At 60.7% G+C, this 20,674-nt stretch carries 20 protein-coding genes; 1 reads left to right on the top strand and 19 read right to left on the bottom strand.

The features are described from left to right. Positions 1-366: 366 nt before the first annotated feature. The 7 genes from XH83_RS36170 to XH83_RS36140 form a co-directional block, all read right to left on the bottom strand. On the bottom strand, positions 367-672 hold the full coding sequence (locus XH83_RS36170; protein WP_164933838.1) for a hypothetical protein: 306 nt from the start codon (positions 670-672) through the stop codon (positions 367-369). An 818-nt stretch (positions 673-1,490) separates the two neighbouring features. Then, positions 1,491-2,429, bottom strand: a complete 939-nt coding sequence (locus tag XH83_RS36165; RefSeq protein ID WP_128929645.1) for an ABC transporter substrate-binding protein — start codon at positions 2,427-2,429, stop codon at positions 1,491-1,493. After that, a complete protein-coding gene (locus XH83_RS36160) occupies positions 2,426-3,520 on the bottom strand; it encodes an LLM class flavin-dependent oxidoreductase (RefSeq protein ID WP_128929646.1) in 1,095 nt (364 codons plus the stop codon). The genes XH83_RS36165 and XH83_RS36160 overlap by 4 nt, the downstream gene beginning before the upstream one ends. Before the next feature lie 28 nt (positions 3,521-3,548). Then, the gene (locus tag XH83_RS36155) at positions 3,549-4,721 is read right to left on the bottom strand and encodes an acyl-CoA dehydrogenase family protein (protein ID WP_128929647.1); all 1,173 of its coding nucleotides are present in this window, start codon (positions 4,719-4,721) and stop codon (positions 3,549-3,551) included. Further along, complete coding sequence (locus XH83_RS36150) at positions 4,715-5,497, bottom strand: ABC transporter ATP-binding protein (RefSeq protein ID WP_128929648.1); 783 nt, start codon at positions 5,495-5,497, stop codon at positions 4,715-4,717. The genes XH83_RS36155 and XH83_RS36150 overlap by 7 nt, the downstream gene beginning before the upstream one ends. Continuing rightward, positions 5,491-6,507: an ABC transporter permease gene (locus XH83_RS36145; RefSeq protein ID WP_128929649.1), complete on the bottom strand. Its 1,017-nt coding sequence runs from the start codon at positions 6,505-6,507 to the stop codon at positions 5,491-5,493. The genes XH83_RS36150 and XH83_RS36145 overlap by 7 nt, the downstream gene beginning before the upstream one ends. Next, on the bottom strand, positions 6,485-7,585 hold the full coding sequence (locus XH83_RS36140) for an ABC transporter substrate-binding protein (protein ID WP_128929650.1): 1,101 nt from the start codon (positions 7,583-7,585) through the stop codon (positions 6,485-6,487). The genes XH83_RS36145 and XH83_RS36140 overlap by 23 nt, the downstream gene beginning before the upstream one ends. Before the next feature lie 477 nt (positions 7,586-8,062). Between XH83_RS36140 and XH83_RS36135 the strand changes: the two genes are divergently transcribed. Next, the gene (locus tag XH83_RS36135; protein ID WP_128929651.1) at positions 8,063-9,043 is read left to right on the top strand and encodes an ABC transporter substrate-binding protein; all 981 of its coding nucleotides are present in this window, start codon (positions 8,063-8,065) and stop codon (positions 9,041-9,043) included. Positions 9,044-9,256: 213 nt separating this feature from the next. On the opposite strand, the gene XH83_RS36130 is transcribed toward XH83_RS36135, so the two are convergent. The 12 genes from XH83_RS36130 to XH83_RS36075 form a co-directional block, all read right to left on the bottom strand. Then, entirely contained in the window at positions 9,257-9,547 is a 291-nt protein-coding gene (locus XH83_RS36130; protein WP_232995584.1) for a WGR domain-containing protein, read from the bottom strand. 332 nt (positions 9,548-9,879) lie between these two features. Continuing rightward, complete coding sequence (locus tag XH83_RS36125) at positions 9,880-10,197, bottom strand: hypothetical protein (RefSeq protein WP_128929652.1); 318 nt, start codon at positions 10,195-10,197, stop codon at positions 9,880-9,882. 1,306 nt (positions 10,198-11,503) lie between these two features. Further along, complete coding sequence (locus XH83_RS36120; protein WP_128929653.1) at positions 11,504-12,736, bottom strand: type II toxin-antitoxin system HipA family toxin; 1,233 nt, start codon at positions 12,734-12,736, stop codon at positions 11,504-11,506. Continuing rightward, on the bottom strand, positions 12,736-13,116 hold the full coding sequence (locus XH83_RS36115) for a helix-turn-helix domain-containing protein (RefSeq protein ID WP_128929654.1): 381 nt from the start codon (positions 13,114-13,116) through the stop codon (positions 12,736-12,738). Before XH83_RS36115 ends, XH83_RS36120 begins: the two co-directional genes overlap by 1 nt. A 202-nt stretch (positions 13,117-13,318) precedes the next feature. Next, a complete protein-coding gene (locus XH83_RS39980) occupies positions 13,319-13,495 on the bottom strand; it encodes a hypothetical protein (RefSeq protein WP_232995585.1) in 177 nt (58 codons plus the stop codon). Between the two features lie 310 nt (positions 13,496-13,805). Continuing rightward, positions 13,806-14,537, bottom strand: a complete 732-nt coding sequence (locus XH83_RS36105) for an enoyl-CoA hydratase/isomerase family protein (protein WP_232995649.1) — start codon at positions 14,535-14,537, stop codon at positions 13,806-13,808. 41 nt (positions 14,538-14,578) lie between these two features. Further along, positions 14,579-15,154, bottom strand: coding sequence for a cysteine dioxygenase (locus tag XH83_RS36100; RefSeq protein ID WP_164933837.1), 576 nt, complete (start codon positions 15,152-15,154; stop codon positions 14,579-14,581). A 1-nt stretch (position 15,155) separates the two neighbouring features. Further along, positions 15,156-16,346 carry a CaiB/BaiF CoA-transferase family protein gene (locus XH83_RS36095; RefSeq protein ID WP_128929657.1) on the bottom strand — a complete coding sequence of 397 codons (1,191 nt, stop codon included), beginning with the start codon at positions 16,344-16,346 and terminating at the stop codon, positions 15,156-15,158. Between the two features lie 73 nt (positions 16,347-16,419). Beyond that, positions 16,420-17,826 (bottom strand): MmgE/PrpD family protein, encoded by a 1,407-nt coding sequence (locus XH83_RS36090; RefSeq protein WP_128929658.1) that lies wholly within the window; start codon positions 17,824-17,826, stop codon positions 16,420-16,422. A gap of 40 nt (positions 17,827-17,866) precedes the next feature. Further along, positions 17,867-18,922: an ABC transporter substrate-binding protein gene (locus XH83_RS36085; protein ID WP_194408519.1), complete on the bottom strand. Its 1,056-nt coding sequence runs from the start codon at positions 18,920-18,922 to the stop codon at positions 17,867-17,869. A gap of 70 nt (positions 18,923-18,992) precedes the next feature. Continuing rightward, on the bottom strand, positions 18,993-19,811 hold the full coding sequence (locus XH83_RS36080) for an ABC transporter permease (protein ID WP_164933836.1): 819 nt from the start codon (positions 19,809-19,811) through the stop codon (positions 18,993-18,995). Between the two features lie 40 nt (positions 19,812-19,851). Further along, positions 19,852-20,658: an ABC transporter ATP-binding protein gene (locus XH83_RS36075; RefSeq protein ID WP_164933835.1), complete on the bottom strand. Its 807-nt coding sequence runs from the start codon at positions 20,656-20,658 to the stop codon at positions 19,852-19,854. Between the last annotated feature and the right edge of the window lie 16 nt (positions 20,659-20,674).

Below are 20,674 nucleotides of genomic sequence, written 5' to 3'. Positions count from 1 at the left end.
CCGGTCAACGACCGGCCAGTGACTGGAAAGGGCAGGTGGCTTTCCGAAGAACGCGGGCAGTCTCATCTTCTTCCCGAAGAGTGGTGCATTGACTTCCAGAGCGGACGCGCCACCCTAGACTCCGTCGAGACAGAACTGTTGCAGCTCTCCCGAGTTTCCAACTCGTTCACCTCCGCGGTGGCTCATAAATATGCGCAAAACGCCTGTCGGAATACACATTCGACGCAACCATGGATGCCATCATGGAGCTCGACATGCTCACGACGGCGTTTGTCGTAGCCTATGTGCGTCTGCATCAGGGCGGAAACGGCAGCGGATTCGATCGCCATAACCTTCCTTAAACGTTTCACAAAGTTCATGATGAAATCATCGAGATGCGCAACAAGATTCGCGCATAAAGACAGCCACCTTCACGAACTCATGGGGCTCGATTTTTATGGCGAACGCTTCTTTCTTAAATGCGGCGGAGAGGATGAAGGAGGCTGCATCCGACAAGTCCGCATTGCACGATGACGTCGACCGAGGAGAGCAAAGTGAGGAATTCAAGCGCATCACCGGCGCAGCTAGTGAACGATCGGAACGACCATGCTCGGCGCTGCCGCCGAGCATCTGAGGACCGAGGTCAAATTGACCGGCATTTAGGGCAACCGGGTGCAACGCTGCCATGTCCAAGCGGCACGCCGCCTATTCGCTGGATAGTTTCGATTGTCGCACGGTCGAACGACGCCTCCTATGTCGCGACGCCGGCGGTTGTAACCGCGACACGGATTTATCACGGTAAGCGCCTTGAAGGATCAGCTCGGTTTCCCGCGGGCACCCGTGTTGGAGCGCCGATGGCGTGGCGGCCTTCCCCGATCCCGTGTTCCTGCCGACTCCGCGCTCATTTGCGGAGCACACCTACCGACATGCCAACAGGCGGCCATTTCGCAGCGATGGGAGAGCCAAAGCTGATGCTGGCCGACTTGCGAGCTATCAACGGCAGAGTCTTGGGAGAGCGCTGCTAAAGTCGGAACTCTCGCTTTCCGAAGCGCGGCGCATCACGCTTGCGGCCCAGGGCTTCAATATCCCTCGTCGCGGCGGAGCCACCAGAGCGGCGCGGCTACAACGAGCGATCAAGCGGCTCTGCCTGCTTCAAGGGGCCCATTGGTTCAGCGTTGTTTGCTCGTCCACCTGCGGCAGAGACATCGTCGATGTCCTATCTCTTGCGACGCCGCCTTCGACAATTCGCGGACAGCTATAAGCATGACCTCACTGGAAGCCCACCGAAGGCATGCCATTCACCACCAGAGGGCCAACATCGACCTTGGTTGACATGAGAACGATCTCGGCAACTGGGATCTTTCCGTCACCGATGTCGCACAGCGCCAGCGTGCGAGCCACATTTCCGAGACAAATTGCTTGACCTAATGCGCGAGCGCGCTATCCGCGATAGTTGCTTCGTGTCGGCGGCGGCTGCTACGGAGCACCACGCATATTCTCGCAAAGAAGCATCAGAACCCCGCCTTTCCGATCGCATCAGCAAACGAACGATCGACGATCTCCGCCGCAACCAGCTTCTGCTTGATGAGGCCCCAGCGGAAATACAGATCAATCGTGCCCTGCTCGTCCGCAACCACGCCGTCGTCGATCGGCGCGATCCGGATTTTTGCGCGCGAGAGCCAGTTCTGCGGTACTGATGTCGGGATGTTCATCCACTTGCCCCAGGTCGCGGCATAGCTGTCGATATTGTTCAGCGACCACGCGCGCGCCGCGGTGAGGCGACGGATGAAGTCGTTGAGCTCGGTGCGCTTGTCCCTGATGGCATCGGATCGCGCCACCTGGAAGCTGAGGCCCGGCGTCAGGCCTTCCGAGGTGATGATGCGGCGCGATTTGAACAGCACCTCTTCCTGGCTGACGTACGGCTCCCAGGTCGACCAAGCATCGACCGAACCTTGCGTGTAGGCGATTTTGGCATCGGACGGCGCCAGGAATGCGATCTGCACGTCACCGGCACTCCAGCCGTTCTTTTCGAGCGCGGCCAGGATCAGCTGATGCCCGATCGAGCCACGGCCGGTCGCGATCTTTTTACCGCGCAGGTCGGCGAAGGTCTTGATCGCCGAGCTCTCGGGCACGAGGATCGCGAGCCCCTCGCGCGTCTGCCGGATCGCGGCGATCGCCTTGACGGGCGCGCCGGAGGCGGCGGCGAAAGTGAAGGGCGCGTCTCCGACCAGCCCGGTCTCGATCGCGCCGGCGCTGAGCGCTTCCAGCAGCGGCGCCGCGGCCGGAAACTCCTTCCATTCGATCTTGTAGGGAACGTCGTTGAGCAGGCCCGCGGCTTCCATCACCGCCCGCGCATTGCCCTTCTGGTCACCGACGCGCAGCGTCGTCTGCGCGCTGGCGAGACCGGCGCCCGCAAGGGCGAGCGCCAAAGCAGCGATGAGCCGGATCATTCCGCCGCGATGCCCCGTTGCTGGTCGCGTGTCGCGATCAGCTTGCGCGTCAGCGGGATCAGCTCGCGGCCGTAGTCGATGGCATCGGGCAGCGGATCGAAGCCGCGGATCAGGAAATGGCTGACGCCAAGATCATAATAATCGGCGAAGACCTCGGCGACCTGCTCGGGCGTGCCGACCAGCGCGGTGGTGTTGCTGTTGGCGCCGGTGAGCTTTGCGATCTCGGTCCACAGCCGCTTGTCAATGCGCGCGCCCTGGTCAGCCAGCGCCAGGAGCCGCTTGGCGCCGTCGGTGGCGTGGTTTGGCCGGCGATAGCCGGTCTGGTCCTGGAGCGCAGTTGCGCGTTCGAGGATGTGCTCCGCCTTCTGCCAGGCCTTCTCCTCGGTCTCAGCGAGGATCGGCCGCACCGACAGGCTGAAGCGCGGACTCGGCCGCCCGTGTTTCGCAGCCGCTGCGCGCACCCGCGCCGTGACGTCGCGCACCTGCGCATAGGACTCGCCCCAGAGCGCAAACGTGTCGGCATACTTGCCCGAGACCTCGATCGCGGCATCCGAGCCGCCGCCGACGAAGGTGTAGATGCCGCCCTTCTGCAGCGGCTTCACCTGGGAGAAACCGTTCTCGACGGTGTAATATTTGCCGCTGTAGTTGAACGGCTTTTCGCTGGTCCATTCCAGCCTGACCACGTCGAGGAATTCGCTGGTGCGGGCGTAGCGTTCGTCCTTGTCGTCGAAGGTGTTGCCGTCCTGACGCAGCTCGGCGGCATTGCCGCCGGTGATGACGTGCAGCGAGACGCGGCCGCCATAGAGCTGGTCGAGCGTGGCGAGCTGGCGCGCCAGCAACGTCGGCGCGGTGAAGCCCGGCCGCTGCGCAATCATCACCTTGAGCTGTTTGGTGATGGTCAGCACATGCTGGGCAACTTGCAGCGCATCCGGCGTGGTGGAATGAAACGCGAGCAGCGCGCGGTCGAAACCGGCAAGCTCATGTGCTTTTGCCACCGTCTCGATATAAGCGGGATCGAGGATCGGTCCCTGGCGCACGATGGTCTCGGAAGCATTGCTGTTGGCGATAAAGCCGATGAACTCGACCGACATGATAATCTCCCTGTTGTTTTCGGAAAGGCTAGAGGCCCAATGCGGCGCGGCCGAGGCCGGTGCGCGTGGCATCGTCCTGCGGCGTGTGCACGCGCCCGCACAGGACATCGCGATAATGCCGCTCCAGCGGATTGCTGCGGGATAGGCCGTGATTGCCGGTCAGCGACAGCGCGTCCTCGACCGCGGCGACCGCATTGTTGGTGACCGTCAGCTTGATGACGTTGGATTCGCCGTTGGAGAGATCGACGCCGTCGTCGAAGTCGCGGGCGAAGGTGTCGAGCAGCCGAGCATTAACCGCGAGCCTGGCCTCGATCGCACCGAGGATTTCCTGCGCGCGCGGCAGCGTGGCAAGCGGCGCGCCGAGGCTGGCGGGCACGCGCTGCTTCAGGAACTGGACGAACCAGTCGCGCGCCGCACGGGCAATACCATCATAGATCGCGGCGACGAAGACGGTGTGGACGGTCGCCTGCGCGACGTCGGGGGCGCGCCAGTCGGCGGGCTTGCGGACATCGACCTCGGCGTCGAGCGGGATCACGACGTCGTCGAAAATGACGTCATGGCTGCCGCTGGCGCGCAGGCCGTGATGGTCCCAGGTCTCGACGATCCGCGTTCCCGGCAGGCCTGCCGGCACCAGGAACTGGCCCACCCGCGGCTCGGCTTCGTCGGTCCGCGCCCATACCAGATACCATTTCAGGATCGGCGCGCCGGTCGAGTAGATCTTGTGGCCAGAGAGCCGCCAGCCGGTCTCGGTGCGGCGGGCCACTGTCGCCGGCAGGCCGCCCCGCGCGGGCGAGCCGAGTTCGGGCTCGACCCGGAGCGCATTGATGAGCGCGAGGCCCTCGACGCTTTCGCGCGCAAGCTTGCGCGACAGCCGCGCCGGCCAGGTCGGGCTGCGCGCCATCACCAAATGATTGATGTAGTGCATCGACAGCACCAGCGCGGTCGACGGATCGGCCTTGCCGATGATGCCGAGCACACGCGCGGCATATCGTGCGCCCGCGCCGGCCCCGCCGAGAGCCGCCGACACCGTCAGTGACAGCAGGCCGGCTTCGGAGAGCTCGCGAAAGTTCTGGAAGGGAAAGCTGGCGGCGCGGTCGTGCTCGGCTGCGCGCACGGCAAAGCCCGGCGCAAGCGCCTCGGCGCGCGCGATATAGTCGGGTTCGCCATGCGCCACCCGTCCCTGAGCGATAGAAGTCACCATGTTGCATCCAATCCCAGCAGGCCAAGAATCTGGCGGCGCAGGTCCGCAAGATATGGATCGCCGCGATGGCGCGGATAGGGACGGTCGACGCGGATGTCGGCCTTCACGCGCGCCGGACGCTCGCTGAAGACGATGACGCGGTTGGCGAGCACCAGCGCCTCCTCGGCATCATGCGTGACGAGGAGCGTGGTAAAGCCCTTGCGCTGCCACAACGAGACCAGCTCGGCCTGCATGGTGATGCGGGTCAGCGAGTCGAGCTTGCCGAGCGGCTCATCCAAAATCAGGATCTTGGGATCGTTCACCAGCGCCCGCGCCAGCGCCACGCGCTGCGCCATGCCGCCGGAGAGCTGGTGCGGATAGGCATTGCGGAACGACGACAGTCCGACGAGATCGAGCGCATCATCGACACGCTGCCGCTGGCTCTTCAGAATGCCCTGGGCTTCGAGGCCCAGGGCGACGTTGTCCCAGACCGACCGCCAGGGAAACAGGGTCGGATCCTGGAACACGACGACGCGTGACGGATGCGGCCTGACGATGCGGACTTCGTCCTCGCGCAGACTTCCCGCCTTGGGCTTGTCGAGCCCTGCCACCAGCCGCAGCAAGGTCGACTTGCCGCAGCCGGAAGGCCCCAGCAGCGCGACGAACTCGCCGGGCTCGACGGCGATGCTGACATCGCTCAGCACCGGCAGCGCGGCGCCGTCGATGTCGAAGGCATGGCCGACCTGCTCGATGTCGAGCGCGGCACCGGCGGCCGGATGCACGATTGCCTCTACCATTTCACGGTCCCCTTCTGCCAGACCAGCAGACGGTCGCGGATCGCAAACAGCAGCGTGATCGCGCCGGAGCAGAGCAGCGACATCACGATCAGCGCCGCATACATGTTGGCATAGGCAGCCCAGCCCTGCGCCCATTGCAGGTACCAGCCGAGACCGGCCTTTACGCCGATCATCTCGGCGACGACGAGCACGGCAAAGGAGGCGCCGAGCCCCATGAACAGCCCAACGAAGACGTGCGGCAGCGCGGCAGGGATCGCGACCTTCAGCACCAGGAAGGACGGTTTTTCCCCGAGCGTCCGCGCGACATCGTAATAAGCACTGCTGACACTCGCGACGCCCGACCATGTCAGCACCGTGACGGGAAAACCGGTCGCGAGCGCGATCAGAAAGGTCGACGCGCTCCAGCTCGAGGGGAAGGTGAAGAACGCGATCGGCAGCCAGGCGGTTGCCGGCAGCGGCCCGATGAAGCGCAGCACCGGGTGCACCCAATAGCCGACCGCGCGCGACCAGCCGATCGACACCCCCGTCAGGAAGCCGACCGCAGCGCCAATGATGTAGCCGCCGAGCTGCAGCTTGACCGAGGCGAACAGGCTGTCGAGCAGCTTCGGCAGATCGTCGGTATAGACCTCGATGATCGCCTGCGGCGGCGGGAAGAACGGCAGCGGCAGCCAGGCAAACTTGGCGGTCGCGACCTCCCACAGCGTCAGGAACGCGCCGAGCGCGATGAGCCAGGGCGCGCGCTGGCGCAGCGCCCTGCCCGCCGTGCCCAGATAGTCGGCGCCGACGGTCCCGAACAACACGACCGCGGCAATGACGAGCGCCGCGATGCCGAGCGAATGGGTGCGCGACCAGTCGCCGACATCCTCCCACCACAGGCAGGAGAGGCCGAAGGCAATCCACGCGATGCTGGCGAAAACCCCGGCGCCGGACTCGCGCACCCAGCTGGCAAACGCCGTCGTGGTCCGCGGCGCGCCGGAGGCGAGCCCGTCAGACAGAGAATACGTCGACATAGATGCGCTCCGCGAATTTGGTCGTATCGGTGCTCTGCTTGAAGACCTGCACGCTCTTGAGATCGTCGGCGTAAGCCTTCAGTTCGCGCTTGAGCACCTCACCGGTCGGATGATGATGGTGGGTGTGGTAGCGCACCATGCCCTCGATATCGGCGAGCGTTGCGGCCTTCGGTGCGTAGGGCTGGAATGACTTTGCCGCGACGGCCGGATTCTGCGAGGTGAACATGGCGGCGTCGAGCAGCGCCTGAGTGATCGCACGCGCGACCTGGGGTTCTTCGCGAACCAGCGAGCCGCGCAGGCCGACGATGCAGCAGCTCTTGTCGCGATAGTCGCCATCGAGGTTGGAGGCGACCTCCCTGTACTGGGTGTCCTTGAGCCAGAGATAGGCAAGCGGGTCGGACGACAGGAAAGCCTGCACCTCGCCCTTCTGGACCGCAACATCGAGCAGATTGCCGGGATAGGCGCGCCAGTCGACGTCCTTGTTAGGATCAATGCCGAGTTTTGCCAACTGGATCGAGAAGAAGTTCTTGTCGGGACCAGCGAGATCGCCGACCGCACCGATCTTGCCCTTGAGATCGGCAAGCTTGTTCACGCCGGAATCGGCGCGGCTCAGCACGCGCATGCAGCCGCCATGGGTGCCGGCGGCGATCTTGACGTCAAAGCCCTGCTCGAGCGGTTTCAGCCAGCGCAGCGCCATGCCGAGACCGGCATCGCTCTTTCCGGTCGCGATGGCCTCGAGCAACTGGTCGGTCGAACCGGAATAGTTGACGAGCTCGACATCGAGATTCTGCTTCTGGAAGAAGCCGTGCTCGATCGCAACAGGCAGCGGCGCAAGGCACACCGCGCCGGCATTCCACGAGAGCTTTAGCTTGCGCGGGGCTCCCGTGAGCACAGGACCGTCCGCGGCCGTGCGGCATAGCGGGAATTCCGAGAAGTCTATGCCAGGCGCGGGCGCCTGCGGCACAAACGCCTGTGCGCCCAGGGCGCCGAACGGGGCCGCAAAGGCCGCCGCCAGTCCCGCCTGAAGCAAATGACGCCGGTCGAGGCTCGATCCGTTGCGCTTAATGTCGTTTCCCATCAGCCCCACTCCTGAGTTGGCACGCTCCGCCATCGGCACAACTGTTCGCGTTGCGGATGTTCCTGAGGGAGCTGCGTAGAGAGAATATTTTTCGCGGGTCGCTTCCTGCGTCCACGTTGATGCGATGTGCAAATCATGCGGCGCGGGTACCGCATCGTCAATGAAATGGAATTTCGAATCTGGCGCGATGCGAAGTCATTCTCTCCATCGGCACACGCAACAACGATGAAACGATTTTCGCTGACGCATCGGCTCCCAGGCAGCTTCACGACTCTGCGAGAGGATCACTGTCACCCAGTCTGAGGCATGCGCACGCCGCTTTTCTGAAAAGCACACATTCATTGAAATGTCCTTGCTCATCGCGCGCGCAATACGGTTGGCCATTTCATTGACTGCGTATCACGCGGTCATAGACTTGATCGTCTCGCCGCATCACGCGCCCACGTGTCGTAACAGGCAAGCAACAAGACAGATCACATGAGCATCAACTCTTCGGACCATTCGATCACGCACCGCCTGGCGGCCTCTCTGTTCGCCGCGGTCGTCACCTTGTCGACGGCAGCCGCGTCGTTCGCGGCCGATACAGTCGTGCTGCGCGTCGGCGACCAGAAAGGCGGTAAACGCTCGCTACTCGAGATCTCGGGTTATGCGAAGGACCTGCCTTACAAGATCGAATGGTCGGAATTCCCGGCGGCAGCTCCCATTCTGGAAGCGCTCAACGCCGGCGCGCTCGACGTCGGCTACACGGGCGATCTGTCTTTCCTCTCCGTCTATGCAGCGGGCGCGCCGATCAAGGCGATCGGCGGCACGCGGTCGGATGCCAAGACGCAGGCGATCCTGGTTCGTCAGGATTCACCGATCAAGTCGGCCGCCGACCTCAAGGGCAAGCGCCTCGCTGGTACGCGCGGCGGCTGGGGCCAGTTCCTGATCGATGCAACCCTGGAGAAGGCGCAGATCAAGCTGGACGAGGCGACCTTCGCGCCTCTCGGCCCTGTCGATGCCAAGGTGGCACTGGTGGCGGGGTCAGTCGACGCCTGGGCGGTGTGGGAGCCCTATGTCTCATTCGCGACGTTGAAGGACAAGGCGCGCGTCATCGCCGACGGCGACGGCCTGACGCCGACCATCACCTTCATCGTCGCCTCCGACAATGCCATCGCCACCAAGCGCGCCGCGGTTCAGGACCTCGTGCAACGGCTGAACAAGGCACGGCTGTGGTCGCTGGACCATATTGCGGAATACGCCAGGAGCACGGCCGAGCTGACCAAGCTGCCGGAGGACGTGCTGATCTCGGCCTACACCGCGCAGCGCACCAGCCCGATTGTGATCGACGAGGGCGTGGTGAAAGAGGTGCAGGAAGCCTCCGACCGCTCGACCCGCTACGGCATCCTGCCGAAGACGCTCGACGTCAGCAAAGCCGTCGACCGCAGCTTCACGGCTGCTGCGGCGGGATCGAATTAGGTTGGCTCAGGTGGCGGCCGTCCGGACGAACATCACCACCGATTCGCTTGAACGCGGGCGCAAAGACGCAGTGTTCGAGCTATCGGGACCTTGAGAAGGGCTCCAACTTCATCTCGATGTTCCGACTTCAAACCAGGATAAGGTAGCTTGACGTAGAGAGCGGAAAGCCTTCCTGATGAGCCTCGATCACGGCGAAGGTACGCTATTGTTGTACTATGGAATACTGCAATTCTCGGAATAGATTCGAAATACCTTCGGATTACTTTGACATACTTTAATTGGAGATTTTCTCCAGATCAGACCGCTTGCCGCACGTCGCAGCCGGCTCCAAGCGAAAGTGCCGCTGTACGTAACCACGACGGGTCTTGCGCTTGAACCAGGACTCAAGCGCCTCTGCACGTGCCCATCGAACAGATCGAGCCGCCGTTGGCCGTGCCCACCGAGGCGGCCCCATTCGCGCACCAATGCTGTATCGCCAAACAGCGTCGGCTCGATCGTCAGCACGTAGAACTTTGCGGGCTTATTGCACGGTGAGTTCGGACATGCGCCAGAATCGCAATTCCCGAATCAACCGTCCAATTAAATAAGTGAATCGACCAGGGCCGACGATTCAGAAATTTCATAACGGCATTTGTGGCAATCGCTGCTGAGCTCGCGATAGGTGACCGAGGCGAAGCCCGCAAGCTCCGGGCCTGTCGGACTTCAACGAAAACGGCGAACGCACCGCGAAACAGCGCCGCGGGTACGACAGGCACGATTTTCTGAACTGCCCCGGGCAAGCGCTGGATCAAGATCATGGCGCCCCTACTCTTCATCTACATCACTGAATATCTCGATCAACGCTCCGGAGATCTTCGGCGAAGATTTGAAAGTTTCGCTTCGCCGCGGGGAGGCCGCTGGTCCTCATCCTCGTAGATCATCTCGTCCATCCGGCGCAAAGCCGTTGACAACGCCGCTTGCAACGCGTCATCGTCCCAAAAATACTTTGCGGCGGCCTCGAGAGAATCGCGAAAGTCACGATACATTCCTGCCTGATCGCTCGAGCTGTAACTTCTTCGCGTGCGACCGACCGACGCACCAAGGTCGGCAAGCCATTCCCATTTCACGTCGGCGCAGAGCCGTTCGAATTCGTCAGAAGGCAACAGTGATCGCACACGTCCATCCTGGAAAATCGACTCGTCGAAGCATTCCAGCGTATTCCCGTATCTCCCTCATCAGGTTTCAATGTCCTCTTCGGACAAAGGACGATTTGTTTGAATCGGGCAAGCAAGCGGATGTTATTGCCGTCAGCCATCGGAATATGCAGGGGAACTACCAAATCTCTGGGCGCGCCTCGACGAAAGTGCGCAGAAATCTTCATCACAGCGCTCGGCTAGGAAGTAATGAAGGACGCTATTGATCGGCACGTCCAATAGTACCTTCTGCGCTCTATGGCGTTCTGACGCATCGACATCGCTGCGACGTCCGCAAAACACGTACGCCAGCAGTCGCTCGGATTTGGCTCCGGGCAGGTATATCTCGACGAGGTCGGGGCCTCCCGCGACGAATAGGCATCCGCGATCGTCGGATGACGAAAGGTCCACCTGTCGCCTTCCTCGTGCTCGGCTATAGCAAGGTCATCCAGCGCGCCAAGAGACGATATCGCCGCGATCATCGATTTGCCGGAAGCCGGATCCCGCGAAGCAAGACGAACCGGTGATCCAGCAGCGCTTCCACGCTCCGTCTATGCGCGTCCGTGGTCGCGAAGCAGCGCAGATTTGTCGCCCATCGCGCCGAGTAGATGTCATGCCTGAAGATAGGCTCCGCCGTCGATGAATTGTCGGAGATGCGTGAGGTTGTAGATTCGCGGAATTAGCATCCTCGGGGACGGGCGGCTCCGAAGCTGGGCCGCGACCCAGTCGCCTCCAAACACGCGACAACGCTGCACACCGGCCTTTTCGAAAGCCTGCAGATGCTTGCCTCGGCAGCTCCCGAAACCCCGGCGTTCGTAATGAAGATGTAATCGCCTGCGCGCCCCCTGGGCAGCGAGCTCCTTGGCATTGCCCGGCTGTCGCGCGCCATGGAAAACTGCCCCCTCAGTTCCGGATGGCGTTTGACACCCGGCTTCTTGGTGAGGTGCGACAGAGATAGACGGGCGGCGGCATTTCCGAAATGCTTGATCTGGATCGTGCACTTTCCGGCGCGGGGCGGCCTCGCCTCCTTCCCAAGCGCCGGGAAATGCTCGTCCGACCGCCATCGTGGGAGGCCAAAAAGTTCTGTATCGGGGACTTCAAATCTTCCGCCACGATGGCGAGGCACAAATCTTGGAATGCCTCCCGTCCGATACGAGGCAAATCGTCGATCGTACCTAAGTGGATAGGGCAGAGGGAACCCGGCCGCGCCTTCGCAAGTCTCTGGCGCATCACTACGTAGTAGTCAAATATGATATATTGAAGCAGATAACATTTCATATATGATGAATTATAGACCAAGCGCTGTGTCGCTCTGATCATGGACGAAGGCGGCTTCGTAGTCGCGCGATTGGGCACGGCCGACCCCTGCCCGTCGGAAAGTTTCCCGCCATCCATCGGACACGCGTTGAGCTGTATCTCGGATGATCTTTCGCGCGTTGGCGTCGGTGATTTCGAAAAACTCGCAGGCCTCGAGGGCGAGCTTGATTGATCGGTCGTGCGTGCCACCTTCCATGATCGCCGTCTCGAGATGCGGGTTGCGATCGGGCGCCGGGTTCACATCGAACATCGGCGACAGACGCCACCGTCCCGAACCGACGTACAGGAAGCCATGGTTCTTCAGATGATCATCCTTGTTCGAAACAAGGATAGTGAAGACCATCCGCCGATAGAGCTCCTCAAAATCGACTTGCGGATCCGGAGCTGACGTCCGCATGAAATCGACAATCTCCGTGTACGAACCGAGCTCTAAGCCTGTCTTCCCGAGCGCCGTTCGGGCGGAGATGTAGGGAATGCGGGCGCGGCCGCGTCGATCGAAACGCTGGACCAGCGCGACCGGAAATTTCGTGTCAGCGAGTTCCAGTCTGACCTCTGGAATGCGGATGCCGCACATCCTGGCAAGGTTCAGCGTCGCGACCTCGACCTGTTCGATCGGGTGCTGATCGTGGACGGAAGTGAACTTGGCAAGCCAGAGAACGTCGCCGTCACGAACGTTGGCTTTGGGCCGAGCCCCGCCCGAGCCGCCGGCTCCGGCAAGAGCTTGCATGTCCGCAGGGGAAATCTCCTTGCCTTGTTCGTAGGCGCGGGCAATCGCCGTGATCGCCTCTAGATCAAGAAGACGCGGTACCGCTTCGTTGGCCTTACCGGTAATGATCTTCCCATGTTCATCGATGAAACGCAGAGCACCTTGCCGGCATGTATCGTCGGACAGTGTGAGATATTCGAATTCAGAGAGGCCATTGCCATAGGCACGTTCAAGCAGTCTGCGCCCCCAGCTGTCGGGCGCAGCATCGGAGAAGACGCCAGCAAGCGCCTCGCGCGAATTGCCAGACTGCGCCGACGCATGAAACGGCCCGCCCTCAAAGGGCATGTTCGGCTGCAATGCGAAAGCACGCGGATCCTTCGCCCAGGCCGGGTCATAGGTGAAGATCGAAAATTGACGAGGCCCGGTCTGCGTGAAGCGTAGTTCACCGACTCGCGTTAAGCCTTCGCCAAGGGCTACTTGGGCGTAGTATTCAGTCATCAGAAGGCCACGCCGTTCGGATCAACATCGTCCGGTTCGTTTTTCCCGTCCTTGTCGCCCTGCCTCTCCTGCTTGCGCAGCCTTGCAGCGTACGATCGACCGCGCTGCGGCAACCGCTCCGACGTCAACGCCAAACCCAGATCGTCTTTCCGTATATCGACGAGATCGGCGAGATTCTCGATAAGCCCGAGAGAGACGAGCACGTCCGCGAGCGTGCCTACGGCGACTCCCGGATCGCCTTTTTCCAGGCGTGCGATGGTGCTAGGCGACGTACCCGCGCGCGCAGCCAAGTCGGCCACAGCCACACGACGGCGCAGGCGAGCCGATCGAAGGTCGTGACCAAGACGTTCAAGCGCGGCATTGGATTTGGGCGAACTCATAATATCACCATATGTGGCGACTAACACTTGTTTATATGCCATATATGACGAATTGGTTTACTTGACAACAGCCTGAGCAGCTCCATTTGGGTCCGGAAGCCGGACATTTCTTCGACGCTCGACGAGACATCGCGCAGCTCTAGCTCGGCCCTGATCACCGGCGTGACCTCGATCCTGACCTGCGCGGCGCCTCTCTGGACGGTCAGCTTGATGACAATCTTTCACCGGCGCTGACGACTTCCGTCACCCGTGCTGCCGGCAATCCTTTCCTGATGGCCGCCGCCATGCGCTCCATCGCCGCATCGATCGGGGCCAGAGATTTGGGGCGCGGAACCACCGGCAGATAGGTGTGGTCGATATCCACCGACAGGCGCGGCATGTCGCGGTGGAAAGGATTGATGGCGGCGCCGTCCTCGAGCGCAAAAGTAGGCTCCGCCGCGACGAATATTTGCTAAATGTAAGCTACTCAAAGACGCCTGGGTCCGTCGACGATCTTGTGTGTGATGAGACCAAACAAGCGGAGTAGGCCGGCAAGCAATATCTCGTCAGATTGTCAGACGTCGCAGCTACCATCTCAAAAGAAGCGATGGTGACCGACCGGACGAAACGTTTCGAAGGTCAAATTGTGGCCGGCCCGAGGTAACATCGTTCACGCTGATTGTTCGGCGAGGTTAGATCACGATCCTATATCAAGGTGACGTGACGGGCCAGATCGATTGGCTTGCCGTTCGGTATGATGCTATTCTTTCCTTTAGGCCGACCTGCGAAGCGGACGCGATGAGCCTCAGCATGTCGAAGCCGTCACCCGTTTCTCCGCGAACGCTGCGAGCACTCGCTGCAGCCATCCAAATCGATTGATGCGTCGAACTATCTAGCCGACAGGCGCGAGCGGTCTCGCTAGACACTGCCCTTTCGATGTCTTCGTAGCCAATTTGTTTCATAGCCAAGCCGGATTCCAGCGCGGATTGCGCATCGACCGTCGCCCCTCCCATGATCCATTCCGCGGCCGTCGCGGCGCCGACGATCTCGGCGAGCCTTGAGGTACCCAAGACAAGGCCGAAATTCGCTCCCGGAAAGACGAACGACGACCCCGGTAGGATCCAACGGATGGCACAGGCGCAGAACAGGTCGGCCCCGGCTCCGATCGCTCGCCCTCGGGCTATTGCCAACGTCGGGAAAGGTGCATTCTTGATCGCCTGGAGACAATATTCGATACGGACGAATCTTGCCAATAGCGTATCGTCTGTTTCCTCCTGGAGTCGCGACAGATCAAAGCCAGTGCAGAAGTTGCGCCCACTCGACTCGACGATCATAAGCCTGGCGCACGATCTTCGTGCCTCCTCTACCTCGCGCGTGAGGGCCGCGATCAAACCTGGGTTCAAGGCGTTGCCTACTTCCGGTCGGTTCAGGCGCAATCGCACGACACCGTCGGCGCGACCGACGAAAAGGTCTTCCGTCCCACTCACTGCGCTGGCGCCCAGAGGTTGGGAGTGAGAGCATTGGAATAACCCGAGACAAACTCTTGGGTCTCACCGAGATCTTTGAAGACATGACGTCGGATTCTCCCGATATTCCCACCGTAGCAGTGGATACTAATGGACACGCGGTCATCGAACGCATTTCGCACTTGATGAATGTCGCCAACCGCTTCCGACACGATTTCCACGTCGCCTGGCTCCAGTCGCTCGGAACCACCGATCGGGTCCATCCCATAGGCCGTCCGGCCGTACCTCTGGTTGATCTCGGATCCTCGCAACATGCCGATGACACCCCACACGGAATGGTCATGGACCGGCGTCTGCTGGCCCGGTCCCCAAACGAAGCTCACGACCGAAAAGCGATCAAGAGGGTCTCCATATAGCAGATGTTGCTGATAGAATTTGGGATCGGACAGCGCCATCGTCTCAGGCAACCAGTCATCCGTTGACACAAGCTCGCTCATCGCCTTCCTGACGCGCGAAACGACTATGACTTCGTCCTGAACGTTTTCGACACAGCGTGTCACCTCGGCCACAAATGCAAGCAGCTTTTGGCTCACCTCAGTCCTCCGACCTTGTTGAAACTCGGTTGAGGTCCGGCTGCCTGCGGCTGTAGGCGTCACGGAACTCCTTTGTATGTTCACCCAGCAGGGGCGGTCGGCTCCGGATTTCAAAGCTTTCGCCGCCGAACTTCAGGGGCGATGCGAAAGTCTGCGTCGTTCGTCCACCCGGCAACTGGAGTTCTTTGATCCATCCCATGTGGCGCGTCTGAGGATCTCCAAGGGCCGCGTCGTAGCTATTAATCCTTGCATGAGGCACACGAGCCTTCGCGAAGGCTCCGATCCAGTAATCGACCGGCTGGGTTTCGAATACGGCCTCCAGCAGCTCCTTGAGGGAGTGCTGGTTCGAAGCCCTGTCAGCGGTGGTAAGGAAACGCCCATCGGTGACGAGATAGTCGCGTCCGACGACACGACAGACCTCGCGCCACAGTCCGTCGTTGCCAGCCGCAATCGCGAAGAAGCCGTCCGCCGCTCGATAAGCCTGGTAGGGCGCATTACGCGGGTGGGCGGATCCCAATCTGCGGGGGAGCAGACCAGTCCCGAAAAATTCACTTGTCTGTAACGCGGCTATACCCAACGTGCAGCCAAACATCGGAACGTCTATGTGAGCGCCGTTGCCCCCCGCCCGAACCCGCACCAGAGCGGAGGTCACGGCAAAAGCGGCGTATAGACCCGACGCAAAATCCGAGATCGGAACTCCGCATTTGACCGGCGCTCCATCGCTTTCGCCCGTTACGCTCATCACGCCAGCAGCGGCCTGAATGGTGAGATCAAACCCACCTTCGTCGGCTCGAGGTCCGGTTTGACCATATGCGGATATCGAGCAGTAGATAAGATCCGGCCTCTCCGCGGCGAATTGCGGATAACCGAGCCCCAAGCGCTCCATCACGCCGGGACGATTGTTCTCGATCAGCACGTCGGCATCGAGCACAAGCCGCCGCGCAATGTCATTGTCCTCATCATTCTTGAGATCCAGGACGATCGATTTCTTGTTGCGATTGAGTGAGGCAAAGTTCTCGCTAAATCCTTCTGTCAACGGCGGCCATTGGCGTAAGCCATCTCCATTTGGCGGTTCGACCTTGATGACGCTCGCTCCCATATCCGAGAGCAGCATGGACGCGAAAGGCCCCGCTGCCGTCGAGCAGAATTCGACTACGCTAACCTGATCCAGGGGAAGTGGCTTCGACGACATATTTTTTTCCGGTCGCAGTCGTTCTGCGCTGAATGGATCACGTGAGGCCGGATGCGTGGTCTTCCGGCCGCACTCACGCGAAGCTCGAAGTGCGGAAAGCGTGGTTTGCCTTTGCTCCGAATCGCAGCAAACCGGTGAACCGGGACAGATGCCCTTCGCTCTCGATATTGTTGATGGCCTCGAAGAGCCTATCGGAGGATACCTTGTCCAATCTAGATTTGCAGCAATCGTCGAATTTTGCTTTGCGGTCGTCGAGGCTAAACGGGTATTTGAGGGTACCGACCGGAAGATCCCGCGACCGTTCCAGCGACCGGCCATTCTTCAACTTGACGGTAATGACATGAGGACGCATTAGGTCGACGTTCTTCTGCTCCTCCGCAGGATCGTAGCAACTGACGGTTGTCAGTCCGAAAAGTCGACGGTATTTTTCCTGCTTGACGGATTGCGGCGTGAAGTGACTGAGCTTCGGAGCACCGTCGACAAGAGCCACGGCCATGCAATATTGCATAGAGAATCTAGCCTCCATTTCGGAGACTGGATTTGTGTACATCAGATTTCGCGAGTTACCGTATCCAATTAGCGTGTTGATGCTTTCGACCTCGTCGGCCTCGAACTTCTCTTGCGCCCTTAGCTCGAAGAACGCGTCTAGAACCCGGTGCGTCGAGGCGCAACACGGATAGCGTTTGAACATGAGACCGCGAGACTCCGCCGTCATCGGCGCGCCCAGTTTCTCGATGTTTTTTCCCCAGCCAGCCGGTCCTTTGCCGCCGAACAATTCGAGAAAGCCCATCCCTCCTTCAAGCGCATTCAGCCGTCCCTCGACGCCGGCCGCGGCCAATTGGGCCGCCTCGATGGCGTGCTGAGCGGCAAGCCCGGCGTGCAGAGGCTTTGCCATGCTGCCAAACTGGACCTTGCACCCAGACGCCATACTCGTCCCGAGGCTGAGCGCATGCGCGAAGCGCCTGGCATCCAGCTTGAGAAGCCGCGCGCAGGCGCCGGCGGCTCCGATGCACCCGATCGTCGAAGTGGAGTGCCAACCAAAATCGTAGTGGCTACGCATCACACCGCTGCCGACCGCGAATTGGAGCTCTAGACCGACCAAATAGGCATCGATTAATTCGGCGCCCGAGGATCCCGCTTGCTCGCCAAGCGCCATGAGGGCCGAGACGAGAACCGAACTGGCGTGATTGACGCCCGGAAGGAACGTATCGTCATAGTCCAATGCATGGCCGGCCGTTCCATTTGCGAGCGCCGCCAGCTGCGGCAACACGGCCTTCTCCTCTCCGACGACCGTGCCAGGACCGGCACTATCGGAGGCGTACACCATCTTGCGGACGTTAGAGGCGCCGAGATCGTTGGATCCCGCTATGATGCAGGCAATTACGTCTTCAACAGCGTGCCGAGCGACGTCTCGCGCTGCCCTTGAATGTTCGAAGGGCGCTTCGGACCCCCACTTTGCAAGATGCTCGATGACCGTCATTGAATATTCTCCTCTCTCGGTGTCCAGTTGTCGATTTCCTCTATTGCGGTTTCCAAGCGCGGGCCTGCGCCCGGAGCTCAGCGGGATCGAAACCGCCACAATCGTTCTTGAACCGTTGGTCCGCGTACTTTGATATTTCCATCCGCTCCGGAAGGATTCCGTTCTCGTACAGCTTGTCGACGGTGTGCTGAACGGTCGGCAGTTCCTGGTAGCCGATGATGCCACCGGCTCCTCTGTGGTTCACGACGTCGAGCTTGGCTCTCAGGATGACCTCGCCTTCCCGGACCGCTTCATCAAGTGGTTTGTTCGATGGGAGCTGGCCAGGATAGACCTTAAAGTGATTGCGCACGGTCCCTTCGATGTTTCCTTCGGCGAAGAAGAACGATTCGTAGAGCGCACGGCACAGGCCTGCGACCACCTTCGGATGCTTTTCGATTTCACTGCGGGTGACAACCATACCGACCATACCAACGAGATCGTTCAGCGGGGACGGCACGTCTCTCATCTTCACGCCGAGGAGATTTCCGATCACCGCGTTCGGGCTATCGAACCCCGCGAAAGCCTGGATCTTGCCGCTTTTCAAAGCGTCCGCCGCTGGTGCTCCGAGACCGACCGGCAGGAAGGTCACGTCCTTGTCGGGATCGAGGCCGGCTTCCTTGAGGATAGCCTTGCCATACGGATAGGCCGCCGTGCCAAAACTACCGACTCCAATAACTTTACCTTTCAGGTCTAAGGGACCCTTCACCGGACTATCGGGGGGCACAATCACCCGGAGAGAATTGCCGGGGTCGAACGAGACGATAACAAGGTTCGGGTCTTGACGGGCGAGCGGCAAGAAGGACGCTAACGCCACCAAAGTATAGAATGCATTGCCGTTGCTTACGGCCTGCACCGCAGCCGTCGCGCCAGCGGTAGGTTGAAACTTGACCGTCACCCCCGCGTACTTCTCCGGCAACTTCAAGGTGGGCTGGAGCGATGAGTAAGGCGCGGACCCGATGCTCAATGCTGTATCCGAGGATGCGAAGGTCACTTCCTTCAGACTCTCGGCTTGCGTCGCACCACAGACGAAGACGGACAGATTGGCTGCAACCGCCAAACAACCTACTAAACGCAAGGACTTCCTCCATTCAATCGTGCCGAAAGGCATTGCGTGCCCATACCTGCAATCAGCCCCACGCCATTGACTGAAGAGCTCGGGTCACCGTCCTGACGATGCTTCTAAGGCTTATGCCGATTGCGGCCGTGAGAGCGAGGACCGCATAAACGGCCGCTATGTCGCCCGTGAACGACTTTTGTTGAATGACCTGCCCCAGACCTGCGGCTCCGCCGACCAGTTCGGCAGCGATTGCTCCGAGCAAAGCCAGCACGATGGCCACATCGAGAGAAGGCACGATGAAAGCCATCGCGAAGGGCAGCCTCAATTTGCGAAGTTCTTGTAGCCGCGTCGCCTTCATCGATCGCAGCAGATCGATCATGTCCGAGTTCACTTCAGTGAATCCGGCAAGTGTAGCGGTGAATACCGGAAAGAAGGCGAGTAGAGCCGAAATGATGACCTTCGGTCCTATGCCGTATCCGAACCAGGCTATCAGCAAGGGAGCGATAGCGATCTTCGGGAACGTCTGAACAGCAATGACGTAGGGATAGCCGGCACGCCGCAGGAGCCCCGAATATGCGAACGTCGCCCCCAGAGTGATGGCGACGACCGTTCCAAACAGGAAGCCAAGTACGGTTTCGTTGAATGTCACGAGGATGTCGTTCAGGAAGCGTCCGCCGACCACGCCTTCGTAGAGCGCGCCCGCTACCAGAGCTGGGCTCGGGAGGATCAGAGCGGACACAAGTCGATATTGGGACGAGAGTTGCCAGATAGCGAGAAGCAGCAGCGCAATGCCGAGCGCTAGCAGTGCTGCTCCGAATTTTCGGCCCCCCTCTAGGATCGAGGGGACTGAGCCGATCTCGGATTCGCTTCTCACGGCCTGGCTGGACACTTGCATTCTCCGTTTACAACATCGAACGATAGGTCCCGAGTCACAAATGAAGCCTATCGAAGGCATCCCGGGCTCTCGCCACCTCCCGGAAAAATTCTTGCTTCTTCCGGAGTGAGGCGTCCCTCACAGCGGGAAAGCCCTGCGCTTCGATGATGCTGTCTAAGCGCCCGGGTCTTGGGGCCATCACTCCGATGCGATCAGACAGAAAGACCGCTTCGGATATGTTGTGCGTGACGAAGATGATGGTCTTTTGCGCGCTCTTTTGCAGACCCATCAGTTCATCGTTCAGGCGCTCACGCGTGAATTCGTCGAGCGCGCTGAAGGGCTCGTCCATGGCCAGGATTTCGGGATCTGTGATCAACGCCCGAGCTATCGCCGCTCGTTGTTGCATGCCGCCGGATAACTCGTCTGGCGAGCGATTTTTGAAAGCGGCAATTCCCATCATCTCAAGCAGGCGATCGGCCCGCGATCTCGCCTCTTGCATCGAGCATGATTTCGTCACCTCGACGGGAAGGAGAAGATTCTGAAGAACCGTTCGCCAGGGTAGAAGCGTGGACTTCTGGAAGACCATACCGATCCGTGAATCCGGTCCGGTCACTTGCGTGCCATTTATGAAAACGCCACCTGTCGTGGGGGTGGTGAGGCCGGCGATGATGCGGAGCAAGGTTGTCTTGCCGCATCCCGACGGTCCGATGAAGCTGAAGAACTCGCCCTTCCGGATCGTGAGGGAAAGCGGCTTGAGCGCCACGGTCTGTTCCGAAGCGCCGAGCGCGAAGATCTTCGATACATCGCGAACGTCGATGCCGGTAGCCGACGGCGCGGCGTCTTCGCTGCGTGCCGTCGGCACTTCGCGCCTCTTCGAC

Origin of the sequence: Bradyrhizobium sp. CCBAU 53351 (assembly GCF_015291745.1) — a bacterium.
In the GTDB taxonomy this organism is placed as follows: domain Bacteria; phylum Pseudomonadota; class Alphaproteobacteria; order Rhizobiales; family Xanthobacteraceae; genus Bradyrhizobium.
Note: the sequence above shows the minus strand (reverse complement) of the source record. Positions and strands in the feature narration are given on the sequence as shown.

Coding starts and splice junctions, on each gene's coding strand:
- XH83_RS36165 (WP_128929645.1), bottom strand. CDS start 2,429: ATGATCCGGCTCATCGCTGCTTTGGCGCTCGCCCTTGCGGGCGCCGGT.
- XH83_RS36160 (WP_128929646.1), bottom strand. CDS start 3,520: ATGTCGGTCGAGTTCATCGGCTTTATCGCCAACAGCAATGCTTCCGAG.
- XH83_RS36155 (WP_128929647.1), bottom strand. CDS start 4,721: ATGGTGACTTCTATCGCTCAGGGACGGGTGGCGCATGGCGAACCCGAC.
- XH83_RS36150 (WP_128929648.1), bottom strand. CDS start 5,497: ATGGTAGAGGCAATCGTGCATCCGGCCGCCGGTGCCGCGCTCGACATC.
- XH83_RS36145 (WP_128929649.1), bottom strand. CDS start 6,507: ATGTCGACGTATTCTCTGTCTGACGGGCTCGCCTCCGGCGCGCCGCGG.
- XH83_RS36140 (WP_128929650.1), bottom strand. CDS start 7,585: ATGGGAAACGACATTAAGCGCAACGGATCGAGCCTCGACCGGCGTCAT.
- XH83_RS36135 (WP_128929651.1), top strand. CDS start 8,063: ATGAGCATCAACTCTTCGGACCATTCGATCACGCACCGCCTGGCGGCC.
- XH83_RS36120 (WP_128929653.1), bottom strand. CDS start 12,736: ATGACTGAATACTACGCCCAAGTAGCCCTTGGCGAAGGCTTAACGCGA.
- XH83_RS36115 (WP_128929654.1), bottom strand. CDS start 13,116: ATGAGTTCGCCCAAATCCAATGCCGCGCTTGAACGTCTTGGTCACGAC.
- XH83_RS39980 (WP_232995585.1), bottom strand. CDS start 13,495: ATGCCGCGCCTGTCGGTGGATATCGACCACACCTATCTGCCGGTGGTT.
- XH83_RS36095 (WP_128929657.1), bottom strand. CDS start 16,346: ATGTCGTCGAAGCCACTTCCCCTGGATCAGGTTAGCGTAGTCGAATTC.
- XH83_RS36090 (WP_128929658.1), bottom strand. CDS start 17,826: ATGACGGTCATCGAGCATCTTGCAAAGTGGGGGTCCGAAGCGCCCTTC.